The sequence below is a fragment of the Nocardia yamanashiensis NBRC 100130 genome (assembly GCF_001613325.1).
Lineage (GTDB): Bacteria > Actinomycetota > Actinomycetes > Mycobacteriales > Mycobacteriaceae > Nocardia > Nocardia yamanashiensis.
The window spans coordinates 226,591-240,565 of the sequence record NZ_BDCD01000011.1 but is presented as its reverse complement, the minus strand read 5'-3'; the positions used below and the strand labels follow the sequence as shown (position 1 = coordinate 240,565).

General features: G+C 69.0%; 13 protein-coding genes. 6 read left to right on the top strand and 7 right to left on the bottom strand.

Features of this window, described 5'->3' with window-relative positions; all coding sequences use genetic code 11:
- The first annotated feature begins 382 nt into the window (after positions 1 to 382).
- The gene (locus NY1_RS42780) at positions 383 to 556 is read left to right on the top strand and encodes a hypothetical protein (protein ID WP_157762162.1); all 174 of its coding nucleotides are present in this window, start codon (positions 383 to 385) and stop codon (positions 554 to 556) included.
- Between the two features lie 7 nt (positions 557 to 563).
- On the opposite strand, the gene NY1_RS44490 is transcribed toward NY1_RS42780, so the two are convergent.
- From NY1_RS44490 to NY1_RS11710, 3 genes are all read right to left on the bottom strand, one after another.
- A complete protein-coding gene (locus NY1_RS44490) occupies positions 564 to 2,945 on the bottom strand; it encodes a serine/threonine-protein kinase (RefSeq protein WP_067711096.1) in 2,382 nt (793 codons plus the stop codon).
- Between the two features lie 67 nt (positions 2,946 to 3,012).
- Positions 3,013 to 3,672 (bottom strand): response regulator, encoded by a 660-nt coding sequence (locus NY1_RS11715; protein WP_067711095.1) that lies wholly within the window; start codon positions 3,670 to 3,672, stop codon positions 3,013 to 3,015.
- 162 nt (positions 3,673 to 3,834) lie between these two features.
- Positions 3,835 to 5,028, bottom strand: a complete 1,194-nt coding sequence (locus NY1_RS11710) for a sensor histidine kinase (protein ID WP_157762161.1) — start codon at positions 5,026 to 5,028, stop codon at positions 3,835 to 3,837.
- Between the two features lie 167 nt (positions 5,029 to 5,195).
- Here NY1_RS11710 and NY1_RS11705 point away from each other — a divergent pair, with 167 nt between their 5' ends.
- Together NY1_RS11705 and NY1_RS11700 are read left to right on the top strand one after the other, a co-directional pair.
- Complete coding sequence (locus NY1_RS11705; protein ID WP_067711093.1) at positions 5,196 to 5,975, top strand: hypothetical protein; 780 nt, start codon at positions 5,196 to 5,198, stop codon at positions 5,973 to 5,975.
- Positions 5,976 to 6,121: 146 nt separating this feature from the next.
- On the top strand, positions 6,122 to 7,495 hold the full coding sequence (locus NY1_RS11700) for an alpha/beta-hydrolase family protein (protein ID WP_067711092.1): 1,374 nt from the start codon (positions 6,122 to 6,124) through the stop codon (positions 7,493 to 7,495).
- Between the two features lies 1 nt (position 7,496).
- On the opposite strand, the gene NY1_RS44165 is transcribed toward NY1_RS11700, so the two are convergent.
- The 3 genes from NY1_RS44165 to gatC form a co-directional block, all read right to left on the bottom strand.
- Positions 7,497 to 9,527, bottom strand: a complete 2,031-nt coding sequence (locus tag NY1_RS44165) for an ADP-ribosylglycohydrolase family protein (protein WP_218028347.1) — start codon at positions 9,525 to 9,527, stop codon at positions 7,497 to 7,499.
- 162 nt (positions 9,528 to 9,689) lie between these two features.
- On the bottom strand, positions 9,690 to 11,159 hold the full coding sequence (gene gatA / locus NY1_RS11690) for an Asp-tRNA(Asn)/Glu-tRNA(Gln) amidotransferase subunit GatA (RefSeq protein WP_067711090.1): 1,470 nt from the start codon (positions 11,157 to 11,159) through the stop codon (positions 9,690 to 9,692).
- Positions 11,156 to 11,455: an Asp-tRNA(Asn)/Glu-tRNA(Gln) amidotransferase subunit GatC gene (gatC, locus tag NY1_RS11685; protein ID WP_067711088.1), complete on the bottom strand. Its 300-nt coding sequence runs from the start codon at positions 11,453 to 11,455 to the stop codon at positions 11,156 to 11,158. Before gatC ends, gatA begins: the two co-directional genes overlap by 4 nt.
- A gap of 244 nt (positions 11,456 to 11,699) precedes the next feature.
- Between gatC and NY1_RS11680 the strand changes: the two genes are divergently transcribed.
- The 3 genes from NY1_RS11680 to NY1_RS11670 all read left to right on the top strand — a co-directional run bounded on the left by NY1_RS11680 (position 11,700) and on the right by NY1_RS11670 (position 13,465).
- The gene (locus NY1_RS11680; protein WP_067711087.1) at positions 11,700 to 12,350 is read left to right on the top strand and encodes an ACT domain-containing protein; all 651 of its coding nucleotides are present in this window, start codon (positions 11,700 to 11,702) and stop codon (positions 12,348 to 12,350) included.
- Between the two features lie 192 nt (positions 12,351 to 12,542).
- Positions 12,543 to 12,965 (top strand): hypothetical protein, encoded by a 423-nt coding sequence (locus tag NY1_RS11675; RefSeq protein WP_067711085.1) that lies wholly within the window; start codon positions 12,543 to 12,545, stop codon positions 12,963 to 12,965.
- Positions 12,959 to 13,465, top strand: coding sequence for a hypothetical protein (locus NY1_RS11670; protein WP_067711083.1), 507 nt, complete (start codon positions 12,959 to 12,961; stop codon positions 13,463 to 13,465). Before NY1_RS11675 ends, NY1_RS11670 begins: the two co-directional genes overlap by 7 nt.
- Here NY1_RS11670 and NY1_RS11665 read toward each other — a convergent pair.
- Positions 13,458 to 13,955, bottom strand: coding sequence for a GNAT family N-acetyltransferase (locus NY1_RS11665; protein WP_067711081.1), 498 nt, complete (start codon positions 13,953 to 13,955; stop codon positions 13,458 to 13,460). The two genes, NY1_RS11670 and NY1_RS11665, sit on opposite strands and share 8 nt — an antisense overlap.
- Positions 13,956 to 13,975 lie beyond the last annotated feature (20 nt).

Genomic DNA, 13,975 nt, shown 5'->3' with positions numbered 1-13,975 from the left:
GCAATATGAATGCTGACCTGGAGGTTTCGGAAAGTTTTTACGGCGTGCGGGTTTCGGCCGCCGGTGCGCCGGCGCGGTGCTGGACTGGAGTCGCGCCCGGTGAGAGCCGGAGCCCCGATACCTCTGGACCCACTCGTCCCCGAGCCGGGCGCACCCACTCCGCGTATTCGCGCAATAATTCCGGCATTGCGGGCCGACCGGTCGGTGAATAATTTGGCTATTCACACGCGAATATCCAGGCGAGCCAACCCATACCGCCGTGCGCGCACACAAACCTCGATACGCTTTCTCACAGGCCCGGTGTTACGCCCGCCGCCCGCCGACAGCCAGCGCCGGACCGCGAATTTGCCTCCCCCCCTGCGCTGATCCGGCGGACACCATGATGTATCTGTTCGATTGCACCGTAGAACCCGGCGACCTGACCCTGTCGCAAGCTCACGAAGCCATGCAGATCCATAGATGCTGCACCGTCGACAACTGCCGAATCCGCCGCCGCGCCCGGCAGATCCTGGTCGAGCAAGGGCTGATGGTGCTCGACCACCGCGCGAGCCCGTGACCGCCGGCTACCCGCCCACCACCAGCACCACCACCGCCAGCAGCACTACCAGCACCACCAACGCCACACCCAGCACCACCAGCGCCGCCACCTGAGACCGCTCCAATCGCTCCGGCCGCTGCGGCGGCGGCATCGAAATCGGCGGGAATTGCCCGGTATTCGGCCCGAACACATTCGGCGGCAACTGCTCCGGGTACCGCGGGAACCCCGCTTCCGCCGGCAACGGCACCCGCTGCGAAACCGTCAACCCCTCCGAACCCTGCGTCAGGCCGGCATCCACCGCACCGGGATCGGCAGCCGGTCCGGCGCTTGCCGGAAGCTCTTCGCCCACACCGGAATCCGCTCCGCCGGGCGGGGCCGGAGCCGAGGGTTCGGTGGGATCGGCGCCCTCGCCGTCGACCGGTTCCTGCGGAACGGCCGCCGACTCCGGCCCGCTCGCCGCCGTATCCGGGGAAGCCTCCTCCGCCGCAGCGATATCGGCTCGCCCCGGAGCCGTCGAATCGGCGCCGTCGTTCGACCCCGGGTTCCCATCGCCACCGCCGTCGTCTTCGGCGGGTGCGGCGTCGGCGGGCGCCTCGACGGTCCGGGCCTCCGGCAAAGTCGTTGCGGCCGGGTCGTTCCGGGCCGGCCGCAGCGGCGGCACCGCGGCCGCCCCGCCTGTGGATCGGCCGCCCGCGTCATGCTTGGCACGCTCCCGCTCGGGAATGAACGCACCGGATTCCGGATGGCGCACCATTTCCGATACTCGATCCCCGACGAACGCCTCCGCACTCGAAGCTCGATGCCGGCCCGGCTCAGCCGCGACCCGAGCCGCCGCCTCGAACGCCGAGCCGCTCGAGTCAGACGCCGCACCGAGATCCGAGCCCTTCGACCCCGCCGCCGATTCCTCGGACGACGCCGCGGCTTCCGGGCGGGACTCCGGCTGGGAACGTGAACCGTCCGCGCGGACCGGTACCGCGACGGTGTGGGTCATGGTGGTGCGCTCGGACTGAGCCTGAGCGGTCACCGGCATCTCGGTGGCGTCCACCGGCTCGGCCATCGCGACCTGCTGAGCGGCGGGTGCCACCGGTTGCGGCAGCAAGTCGGTGCGCTGCCGGGACAACTCGTCGGACATCGATTCCGTCGCCTCCGGTCGTGGCAGCGAGCCCGGCTGAGCCGGCGCGGCCGGATACGCCTGCGGCGAAGGCGAATACACGGGGGGTGGATACGCGGCGGGCGCACCGGCGCCCGGGTAACCCAGCGGCTCCCCAGAACTCGGCTGACCCGGCGGCGCAACCTGCGGGCCGGCTCCCGGAGGTCCTTGGGGCGGCACCTGTCCGGGCACCGGATGACCCTGTGCCGGTGGCGCACTCGGCGCGGCAGGGTATCCCTGGGGCGCGGGCGGTGCCGGGTAGTTCGGCGGGGGCGCGGCCGGCGGGCCCTGATAGCCCGGAAGTGGAGCCGGGTAGGCCGGAGCCTGGGGCACGTAGCCGGGCGGGGCCGGCTGGGCGGCGTTCTGGGGGTAGGGGCGATGGATCGGACCGGATTGCACCGGCGGCGTGGGGATTTGACGGAGCGGGGCGGTCAAGGCGCGGCGGGCGGCCTTGGCGAAATCGGTGCAGGAGGGGAAGCGGTCGATGGGGCGTTTGGCCATGGCTTTGGTGATGACGGCGTCCATGGCGGGTGACAGTCCGGGGCGGCGGAGGCTGACGGGCGGCGGCAGGAGTTGCAGGTGGCCGCGGATCAGTTCGGCGGGGTGGGGGGAGTCGAAGGGGCCGATGCCGATCAGCAGCCAGTAGAGCGCACAGCCCAGGGAGTACTGGTCGGTGGTGTGGTCGAGGTGCTGGCCCGTCATCTGTTCGGGCGAGGCGTACGCCAGCGTGGCGGTGAACATACCGGCCTGAGTGAGGTGGGTGGAATCCTCGCGCAGGCGGGCGATGCCGAAGTCGGTGAGGAAGACGCGTTCACCGTGCCCGGCCACCGCGCGCGCCAGAATGATGTTGGCGGGCTTGACATCCCGGTGCAGCACGCCGCGGCTGTGCGCGTAATCGAGTGCGGAGGCGACGCCTTCGATGATCTGCACGGCGCGTTCCGGCGGCAACTGGGTGACATCCACGCCGGCGGCGTCGACGCCGTCCACGTACTGCATGGAGATCCACAGCTGCGCGTCCTCGGTCCCGCGGTCGTACACCTCGACGATATTCGGATGATCGAGCTGCGCGACCATCTCGGCTTCGCGTTCGAAGCGCGTGCGGATCTCCCTGTCCGCGTACAATTCCCGGTTCAGCAGCTTGAGCGCGGTGAGCTTGCCCAACCGGGGATGCCGGGCGAGATACACCGATCCCATTCCGCCCTGTCCGAGCAGCCGTTCGATGCGGAAACCGGCGAACACGTCCCCGCTGTTCAGCACTTCGACGACCCCCTTCCGGTGACGTACAAGTCCGTGAGCCTACTCGTTTTCACACTGGTCAGCCGGGTCAGCCCGGCGTCACCAGACCTGATTCGTAGGCGAGCACCACGGCTTGCGCCCGGTCCCGCAAATTCAGCTTCGCGAACACTTTGGAGACATGCGTTTTCACCGTCTGTTCTGCCACGAAAAGACTTTCGGCGATTTCCGCGTTCGACATGCCGCGTGCCACCAATTCCAGCACTTCACGCTCGCGTGGCGTGAGCACCGACAGCGCGGGAGCGGGATTCCGGCGCGTCCGGCGACGCGTCACGTCTTCGATGAGCCGCCGCGTCACGGTAGGCGCCAGCAAGGCGTCTCCGGCCGCGACCACTCGCACGGCGCGCACCAACTCCTCCGCCGGCGCGTCTTTGAGCAGGAACCCGCTCGCGCCGATCGTCAACGCCTCGTACACGTAGTCGTCGATATCGAAGGTCGTCAACATGAGCACTCGTACCGGCGGATCCATACCGGCGCCGAGAATGGCGCGCGCCGCGTCCAATCCGTTCATCTCCGGCATGCGCACATCCATGAGCACCACATCCGGCCGCAGTCGCTTCGCTTCCGCCACAGCGATTTTGCCGTCCGGAGCGTCACCGACGACGCTGATATCGGGTTGCGCGCCCAGCAGCGCCCCGAAGCCCGCTCGCACCATCGCCTGGTCGTCGGCGATCAACACCGTTATCGCCACAGTCCCACCTCACGCACGCCACCGAGTTTGCCACGCCGGAGGGTGGATACGGGTGGGCGGAGCAACTTCGCGCACGGGGAGGGTTGGAGTTTTGCTCCACTTCGGGGGCGTTCCGGTCGGGAAACCGACGAGGAGGGCCGGAAAGTGGAGCAAAACTCCAGGTTATGGGGCCGAAACCGGTGCGGCGACCAACAGTGGCAGTTCAGCTCGCACGTCGAAGCCACCATCCGGGCGGGCGCCCGCGTACAAGGTGCCACCGACCGCCTCCGCCCGGGAACGCATACCGGCGATGCCGCTGCCGGGGGTCGCGGACGGGTCCGCCACCGTGAGCGGTCGGTCGTTGGCGACCGTCAAGATGAGGGCGGCGGCTTGGGCGATGTGCACGCGCACCGGCGCGCCGGCAGCGTGGCGAGAAGCGTTCGCCAGCGACTCTTGGACGATGCGGTACGCCGCCAATCCGGTCGTCTCCGGCACTTCCGCCAGATTTCCGTCGATCTTCCACGTGATGGGAACGCCTGCTCGCAACGCGCCTTCGAGCAGCCCTTGTATGTCGGCGGCCCTCGGTTGCGGGGCGTGTTCTGGGAGTTGCCCGTCGCTGCGCAGTACGCCCAGCAAGCCGCGGATCTCGTTCAATGCCGCCCGCGCCCCGGTGCCGATCGATTCGAATTCGGCTTGTGCTTCCGGGGACAGCCCGGTGATCCGGTACGGGGCGGTTTGCGCCTGCACCACCACCATCGACATGTGATGGGCTACGACGTCGTGCAGGTCGCGGGCGATGCGAGCTTTCTCCTCGAGGATGGCTCGGCGGGCGCGCTCCAGCTCGGTTTCTTCCGCGGACTTCATCAGGGCTTGCCGTTGCACCACGACCCAGCGGATGAGCAGGCCGAAGATCACCAGCCCGGTGATGGCGATGGGCCAGCCGAAGCCGGCGTCGGCGAAGCTGTCGCCACTGTTCGCCATGGTGGTGGCGAACAGCAGTGACGTGGCGATCCACACCACGCCGACGATCCGGATCGGCGACCGCACCGCGACCGCGAACACCAGCGCGAACAACGACAGGATGTGCACCACTTGGAAGGGGATGGAGTTGCCCGGTTGATGCGGCACCGCCACCGAGATCAGCAGCGCCGACCCGGCCGATACCGCCCACCCCAGCGCCGGATTGACGCGCACCAGCAGGATCGGGAACGCCGCGAACCCGGCGATGAACGGCATGGCGGCGGCCGGCACCTTGTGCGTCACCTGCAGGGTGGGCCATGCCACCGCGATGAACACCAATGCCACGAACACCGTGACGGCGTCGAACCACATCCGACCTGATTTCGGACGTACTCGCCCGACCGCATCACCGACCATGCCATCGACGGTAGAGAACCGGGGCCGGTGCCACGTCATACCCCCGGGCGATCTCCCACCCCATACCGGAGTATCAGTCCGGTCCGCCTCTCCCCCGTTCCGGCCAGACGGGAACGGTTCGCGGGCGTGAGGCCCAGGTCGGCGGCCGATTCCTAGCGTTCTGAGCCATGAGAGCGTTCCCGTCCAGCCAGGCCCGCACGCCCCACGATCCTTCCATTACGGCAGCCGCCGACGATTCCGCGGCGCCCGGCTCCACCGGCCGTCGCGCCGGGCTGCTGGCCGGAGCCGCACTGCTGGTCGCGTCGGTCGCGGTGGTGTTCGCACCGGCCGCGAGCGCCGCGTCGGCCACACCGGCGCTGCCGGAGAGTCTCGGAGCGCGCCTGGCCGTGGAATCGACGGTGGGACAACAGGATCCGGCGCTCATTCCCGCCGACTTCGCCATCTCCGCCGGATACCGCCCCGTGCTGTCGGACGGCATTCTGGTCAACCCGAACGGTGACTGCTCGTCGCCGGTCCCGCTGCCCGCCGAGTTCGATCTGGCGTGCAAGGCGCACGACCTCGGGTACGACCTGCTCCGTTACGCGGGCGATCACGGTCAACCGCTGGGGCCGTGGGCGCGTCAGAGTCTCGATGCCGCATTGGAACAGCGCATGCACGCCGCGTGTGCGGCCCGCACCGAGACGCTGGCTCGCACGCAGTGCCAGGTGATGGCCAGTATCGCCACCGCGGCCGTGGATCTGAATTCGATCCGGCAGGACTACGGGGTGCCGGTGCACGAGACGCTGCTCGCCGCCGGACCCGACTCCCCTTCCCCGCTCGTGCGCATTCTCCAGGTGAGTGGCATCGCCTTCCTGCTCGCCGGAATCACTTCGGCCATCACGGTTTTCACCCGCCGGATGCGTGCGCGCCGCAATGCACGGCGTAGCTCGCCGGAGGTGCGGCGGTGACCGTCCGGCTGACATCTTCCATCGCAGCAGAGGAGTTGCACATGCCACCGCTGAACGCGGATACCGCCATGCTCGACCGGGCGCCGGAAGGGGCGGCGGGCGAAATATCCATGCGCCGTGTGGATTCCGGCCGAAAGCAAGCTGGAATGCCGGGGGGTGCCGGTCGTGGGAGGCAGGTCGGACGGTCGGTCGCCGCGCGGGTGCCTCGGGTGGGGACGACGGCGGCTGTCACGGCCGGGGTGGTTGCCTCGCTCGCGCCCGGTCTCTTGCCTCGGACGCCGATGGCGCAGGCCATTGTTACCGCATTGCTGGTGGTTCTATCGCTGGCGGGAGCCGGGGGCGTGCGGGTTGTGTTGCGGCGGTTCCGGGGTCGGCGGGAAACGTCGCCGGGATTGCGATTGACGGCGGGCGGAGCAGGGGTGGCCGCGATCGGGGTGGCGATGGCGTATGCGGAGTACTGGCAGAACCGGTTGCGGGAGGTGATGGGGGTCGGCGCTATCGGGCTCGGATACTGGGCGCGATGGGCGTTGACCACGGCGCTGATCGTGGGGGTCGTCGTCGGAATCTGGTTCGGGCTGCGCTGGGCCGTAAGAGGTTTGGGCCGACTACGGAGTGCCTTGATCGGGTTGGTGACATTGCTCGGGGTGCAGTTCGCCGGGGTGCCGATGGTGGTGGAATGGCGGCAGGCGGCTTATGCGGCGGCCGATTCGTTCGTGGATCCCGCTGTGGTGCAGCCTGTTTCGGCGACCAGGTCGGGGAGTCCCGGGTCGGCGGCGAGCTGGGCCGAGCTGGGAGCGCAGGGACGGCGGTTCGTCGCCGGAGGTTCGGGGGCCGGGGTGCGGGTGTATGTGGGATTGCATTCGGCGCGGGATCTACCGGCGCGGGTCGAGTTGGCGGTCCGGGAATTGGAGCGGGCTGGCGGATTCGAGCGGGGGAATCTGGTGCTGATGGTGCCCACCGGTTCCGGCTGGATCGATTCGGATGCGGCGAAGGGCATGGAGGAGAGGTTCGGCGGCGATGTGGCGCTGGCCGGATTGCAGTATTCGGCCGCGCCGAGCTGGGTGACGTTCATGTTCGGGCGGAATGCGGCGACCGAGTCGGCGCGGGCCCTGTTCGAGGCGGTGGAGCAACGGATTTCGACGCTGCCGCGGCGGCCGAAGTTGTACGTGTACGGGCAGAGCCTGGGCGCGGTCGGCGGGAATGCGATCTTCGGCGACGCTGCCGAGCAGGAGCGTCGGACGTGCTCGGTGCTGTGGGCGGGGCCGCCGGCGAACGCGGTGCATCGTTCGGGGGCAGCGGTTCTCGCGAATGCGTCCGATCCGGTGGTGCATTGGTCGCCGTCACTGCTGTGGCGGGCACCGGATCTCAGCGGTACCCGCCCGGATGCGCCGGTACCGCAATGGCTTCCGGTGGTGAGCTTCGTGCAGACCACCGCGGACCTGCTCGGCGCACTGGACGCCCCCGCCGGGCACGGTCACCGCTACGGGACCGATCAGGGCACCGCCCTGCCCGATTGCTGACTTACCCGGGATAGCGTGCGTACCACTCGTCGGAGGGTTCCCCGTAGGCATTGCTCGGCGGGTTCGGCCCGAATTCGGTGCAGAAGTCGGTGGCGAGGCGGTCGATGATCGGCGCGGCGTCCAGGCGGGCATGCCATTCGGCGGGAATGGCTTGCACGCCGAGCCGCGCGCCCAGCAGATTGCCGCAGATGGCTCCCGTGGAATCGCTGTCCCCGGAGTGATTGACGGCCAGCAGTACTCCGTTGCGGAAGATCTGTTCCGGTGTGCCGCCGATGGTTTCGGCACACAGCGCCGCGCAGACCGCGATGGCCAGCGCGTCCGGGCCGATCACCCCGAAGCCCAGCGGATCGAGGATCTCGGGCTCGGGCATGACTCCACCCGCGCCCGCGGCCGCGTCGGCGAGCCGGATGGCGGTCGCCAGCGCCTCGGACGTCTCCTGATGATCGCGATGCCGCGCGAGTTCACTGGCCGCATGGTTGAGCGAGGTGCGCAGATCCAGTCCGCGCGACAGGCCGAAAACAGTGGCGGCCAGAGTGCCCGCGGGCAGCCATCCGCTCGGGTTGCCGTGCGTCAGAGCCGCTGCGTCACAGGCTGATTCGAACGCCGACGGCAGCGAATGCAGGAATCCGATAGGCGCCGCCCGCACCACCCCCGCGCAGCCCTTGGAATCGTTGATGGGCCGATCCCGCGTCCCCAGCGGCGATCCCGGCTGCCGGCGCTCGGCGGCCCGCTGCATGGCGGTGGTGGTGGCGTGCGTCGGCCCCCGGTAGCTCATCAATTCGGGGTATCCGCTCAACCCGCTGCGCAGCGCGAACGGCTGTTCCGGCAGCGAAACCCCTTGTCCCTGCAGCCAAACGAGCAGGTTCTCCTGGATCATGGCGACCGTCGCCCCGCCGATGCCGCGCGCCCGCGCCCGCACCGAACTGCGAATCAGCGCCTCCATGGTGAACAGGGCCAGCTGCGTCTCGTCGGTGATCTTGCCTTTGTAGGTGTCCCCACTCCCGGTCATCCCCCGGGATCCATAGCGCTGCAAGATATTCGGCAGCAGCATCATCTCCACCGGCGCGCCCAGCGCATCGCCGACGGCTCCGCCGAGCATGCACCCGTGCACGATCTCGCGCTGCGAGCGCGCGGACCCGTTGCTCGACTCGGGCGGCGGTTCGCGCCGGGTCACCACGGTCGGCCCGGCGGGCGGGTTCACCGCATCCCAGGCGGCCTCCGCGAATTCGGTGCAGCTGGTGAACCTTTCCCGCGGATCCTTCGCCAACGCCCGCGCCAGTACCCGGTCCAGTTCGGGCGGCAGATCGTGCCGGAAGGAGACGACGGTCGGCGGCGTGCCCTGGATATGGCCCAGCAGCACGGTCGCGATGCTGGGAGCATCGTAGGGCCCGCGCCCGGTCAGCAAGCGGAACAGCGTGCACGCCAGCGAGTATTGATCCGAGCGCGCGTCGAGAGGGTCGGCCGACAGCTGTTCCGGCGAGGCGTAGGCGAGGGTGGCGTTGAGGGTTCCGGTGCGGGTCAGATGCGCGGTGTCGTCCAGCACCCGGGCGATGCCGAAGTCGCTCAATAACACCCGTTCACTGAACCCGGTCGCGGTGCCCGCGGAATGCGACAGCAGGATATTGGCGGGCTTCACGTCCCGGTGCAGCACGCCTTTGCCGTGCGCGTAATCCAGCGCCGCCGCGGTCTGGATGATGATCTCCACCGCACGCTCCGGACTCAGCGCCCGCCAATCCAGCGTGGCGCCGTCCTCACCGTCCACGTACTGCATGGCGATCCACAGCTGATCGCCCTCCGCGCCCCGGTCGTACACCGTGATGATGTTCGGATGGTCCAGCCGCGCCACCACATCGGCCTCACGTTCGAATCGAACGCGGGTGTCGTTGTCCCCGAACATCTCCGGGTGCAGCAGCTTCAACGCCGTCATCCGGGGCAGGCGCGGATGCCGCGCGGCGTACACCGAACCCATACCGCCGCGCCCGACTTCGCGTTCGATCCGGTATCCGGCGAACAGCTCACCGCGACGCAACATCCCCGATCCCCTCCGACACTCCGAACCAGTGCAGCCTACCGGGCGCGTCCCGCGCCTCGCAGCGATTGTCAGGCCGCCAAAACCTATGGCATCCAGGTCCGAACGCGAAACGGCTCCCGCCCATACCTGGGCGGGAGCCGAATTCCGTTCGCGTACTGCCGATCAGGCGATCGCGCCGCGCGCCGCCTCGTAGGCCGCGCCGACCCGGTACAGCCGGTCGTCGGCCAGCGCCGGGGCCATGATCTGCAGACCCACCGGCAGCCCGTCGTCGGCGGACAGCCCGGACGGCACCGACATGGCGCAGTGCCCGGCCAGGTTGGTGGGCAGGGTGCACAGGTCGGACAGGTACATGGCCAGCGGATCGTCGACCTTCTCGCCCAGCTTCCACGGCGTGAACGGGCTGGTCGGCGAGATCAGCACGTCGACGCTCTCGTACGCCCGGTCGAAGTCGCGCGCGATGAGCGTGCGCACCTTGAGCGCCTGACCGTAGTAGGCGTCGTAGTAACCGGCGGACAGCGCGTAGGTGCCGATCATGATGCGGCGCTTGACCTCCGGCCCGAACCCGGCCTCACGGCTGAGCGACATGACCTGATCGGCCGAATGGGTGCCGTCGTCGCCGACCCGCAGCCCGTAGCGCATGGCATCGAAGCGCGCCAGGTTGGACGACACCTCCGACGGCATGACCAGGTAGTACGCGGACAGCGCGTGCACGAAGTTGGGGCAGGACACCTCGACGATCTCCGCGCCCAACTGCTTGAGCTGATCCACGGCGGCATCGAAGGAGGCGAGCACGCCCGGCTGGTAGGAGTCGGAGTGCAGCTCCTTCACCACGCCGATCTTCACGCCGGACAGATCACCGTTCGCGCCTTCGCGGGCCGCGGCCACGACCGGGGCGACCGGCACGTTGCGGGAGGTGGAATCGCGCGGGTCGTATCCGGCGATCACCTCGTGCAGCAGCGCGGTGTCGAGAACCGTTCGGCCGCAAGGCCCGCCCTGATCCAGCGAGGACGCGCAGGCGACCAGACCGAACCGGGACACGGTGCCGTAGGTGGGCTTGGTGCCGACCGTCGCGGTGACGGCGGCGGGCTGGCGGATGGAGCCACCGGTATCGGTGCCGATCGCCAGCGGCGCCTGGTAGGAGGCCAGCGCGGCGGCGGAACCGCCACCCGATCCACCCGGGATGCGGTCCTTGTCCCACGGGTTGCGGGTCGGCCCGTACGCCGAGTTCTCGGTGGAGGACCCCATGGCGAACTCGTCCATATTGGTCTTGCCGAGAATCGGGATGCCGGCCTCGCGCAGCTTGGTGGTCAGCGTCGCGTCGTACGGCGACACCCAGCCCTCGAGGATCTTCGACCCGCAGGTGGTCGGCATATCCGTGGTGGTGAAAACGTCCTTGAGCGCCAAGGGAACACCGGCCAGCGGCGAGGCCACCGTGCCCGCGGCGATCGCGCGGTCCACCTCGGCGGCGGCCACCAGGGCCTGTTCGCCGGCGACGTGCAGGAAGGCGTTGATCTCCCCGTCGACCTCGGCGATGCGCTGGATGTGCGCCTCGGTCACCTCGACCGAGGACACCTCGCGCGCATGGATCTTGCCCGCCAGCTCGGCCGCGGACAGCTGTGTCAGGTCGCTCATTCGCCCTCTCCCAGAATCTGCGGAACCTGGAACCGCTGCTCGTCGACGGCGGGCGCCATGGCGAGCGCTTGCTCCGGCGTCAGGCAGGGCTGTTCCTCGTCCGGGCGCGTCACATTGGTCGCCGGATTCGGGGACGCGGTGGCGGGGACGTCTTCGGCGGCGACCTCGGAGATCTGCGCGACGTGGGTCAGGATGGAGTCCAGCTGACCGGCGTACAGATCGAGTTCGTCATCGGTGAGGGCGAGCCGGGACAACCGGGCGAGGTGTGCGACCTCGTCCCTGGAGATGGCGGGCACCGCGAGACCCCTTTCGACATGGTGAGAGCTTGGTGATTCGACCTGTCACAGCCTAGCGACCTTGCCCGCGCGGCCCGCGACAGGTGTCGGCAGAGCTGGCAGTATCGATAGGGCAACCCACGAGTAAGTGGTGCGCATCACAGGAAACGGTTCGATTCGATAACCGGGTCGCGAGGGTGTAAATATTGCGTACCTCGGGTACCCGTCCGAAAGTTTCGGTCGCACAGGAAAGAAAGGAAGGCACGTGTCATACCTGCTTCGCGTGCAACTTCCGGATCGTCCAGGCAGTCTCGGTTCCCTTGCGCTCGCACTGGGTTCCGTCGGCGCGGACATCCTCTCGCTGGATGTCGTCGAGCGCGGTGACGGCTTCGCGATCGACGACATCGTGGTGGAGGTGCCGACGGGCGCGCTGCCCGACACCCTGATCACCGCCGCCGAATCACTGCACGACGTGCAGGTGGATTCGCTGCGGCCCTACTCGGGGATCCTCGACACGCACCGCGAGCTCGAGCTCATCGATCAGGTCGCCAATGCGCGCGACGATCGGTTGCAGGTGCTGGTCGACGGTGCGCCGCGGGTGCTGCGGGTGGGCTGGTCGACCATCATCGATATGGGCCCGCAGGGCGCGTACCGGGTGGTGGGTTCGCAGAGCGCGCCGTCCACCCAGGCCGGGTCCGCGCCGTGGATGCCCCTCGAGAAGCCGGCCGTGCTGGACGGCGAGAGCGAATGGGTGCCGCAATTGTGGCGCGATATGGATACCAAGCTGGCCGCGGCACCGCTCGGCAACACCGGCAAGGTGCTGCTGCTGGGCCGCCCCGGCGGGCCCGACTTCCGGCCGTCCGAGGTGGCGCGGCTGGGTTACCTGGCAGGGATCGTGGCCACGGTTCTCGGCTAAGTTTTTCTGCTTTCCTTCGGGCCGGTGCGATGCGTTCGCACCGGCCCGAATTGTTGTGCCTTCCGCCACTTTTCGGGCTGTGACCGGGGCTTGGCCGGAATCACAGGCTGTTCTCAGCGTTGCCCATCTACTATCGAGCTCAGTAGATAAATACTATTGAGCTACGTAGATGGACGGAGGGCAACGACGCCCATGCAACGGATACCCACCACCCTCGCAACCCTCGCGCTGGCGGCTGTCGCCGGCGTGATCACCGCCGGAACCGCGGCGGCGGAATCGCTTTCGGGCGGCAGCCTCACCGGCGGCCGCGGCGGCAGTTCGCTCGGCAACGGCAATCTCGGAAGCGGCAATGCGGCGAACAACTTCGGCCCCCGGCCCTACAACGGCGACACCACCGGCGCTCACCACACCGATCCGCAAGGCTTCCACCACTTCGACTCGAATCCCGCACTGCGGAACGAGCATCTGGCCAACCGGCGCGAAAGCCAGCGCACCCCGCAACCCGAAGCGAGCCGCTCCATGGGCAATGACGGCTCCCGCAGCACCTGGACCGCGGTACCGAACGAAGACGGCACCGGCTGGGCCGTCTGCAAGCCGCAGGCCGTCTCGTGCTGACCCGCCGCGCCGTCACCCCGCTGGCCGTCGCCGCCCTCGCCGCCGTCGGCGTACCGCTGGGCGCGGGCACCGCCGAAGCCGAGGAGCGCAGGACTCGCCCCGCCATCGGATGCCTGTGGGCGGGAACGACATACGCGCCCGGCCAGACCGTCGTCGCGGGCGGCGCCGAATTCCGTTGCGGCGAACGCGACGGCGCCCCGTACTGGTTCAGCGGCCAGCGCACCGACCGCGCGAACACCGTCCCCAACCCCGGCGCCGCCGCCAACCCCACCGGCCGATTCAGCGCCGGCGCAAGACAACCCGGCACCAGCTACACCGACTACTGCGTCGGCAGCCAGCTCGTCCCCGGCACCGACGACATCTATCAGGTGCAGCGCCTGCCCGAAGGCCTGCTGCTCTGGAAACCGGTCGCCCCCGCCACCGAATGGGCCTTCGCCGGCGACCGCCCCGCACCCACCTGGCGCACCCAGAGCCTCTGCATCGACGGCGTCCTCACCTGAGGTCGAGCCGCATCACCGTCAACGGCAGCCCCGCCATGGTGAACCAATCCCGTTCCGGCACATGGACGAAGCCCAGCCGATCGTAGATCCGCCGGGCATCGGCCATGGTCGGCATGGTGGTCAGCACGACACCGTCGAACCCCTCCGCGCGCCCGGTCTCGACCACCCTCCGCACCAGCGCCGTCCCGACCCCCAATCCCCGCGCCTGCTTGGCGACCGCCAGCATCCGGAACTCCAGCTCCCCGTCCCGCGCGATATCCGCGAACGGCGTCCCCGGCCGCGCCAGCGTCAACGACCCCAGCACCACCCCGTCCCGCACCGCCACCAGCACCTCCGCCGCAGCCGCCCGCGTAGCGGTATCAGCCAGCTCCGCCCCATACGGACTCTCCGGCGAAACGTGCCCCTCCCCCACATACACCTCGACCGTCAACTCCCCGATCGCCGCGAACTCCTCGGCCCGGGCAGCGCGAATCTCGAACTCCTGAACCACAGCAACCTCCGACTTCCGAC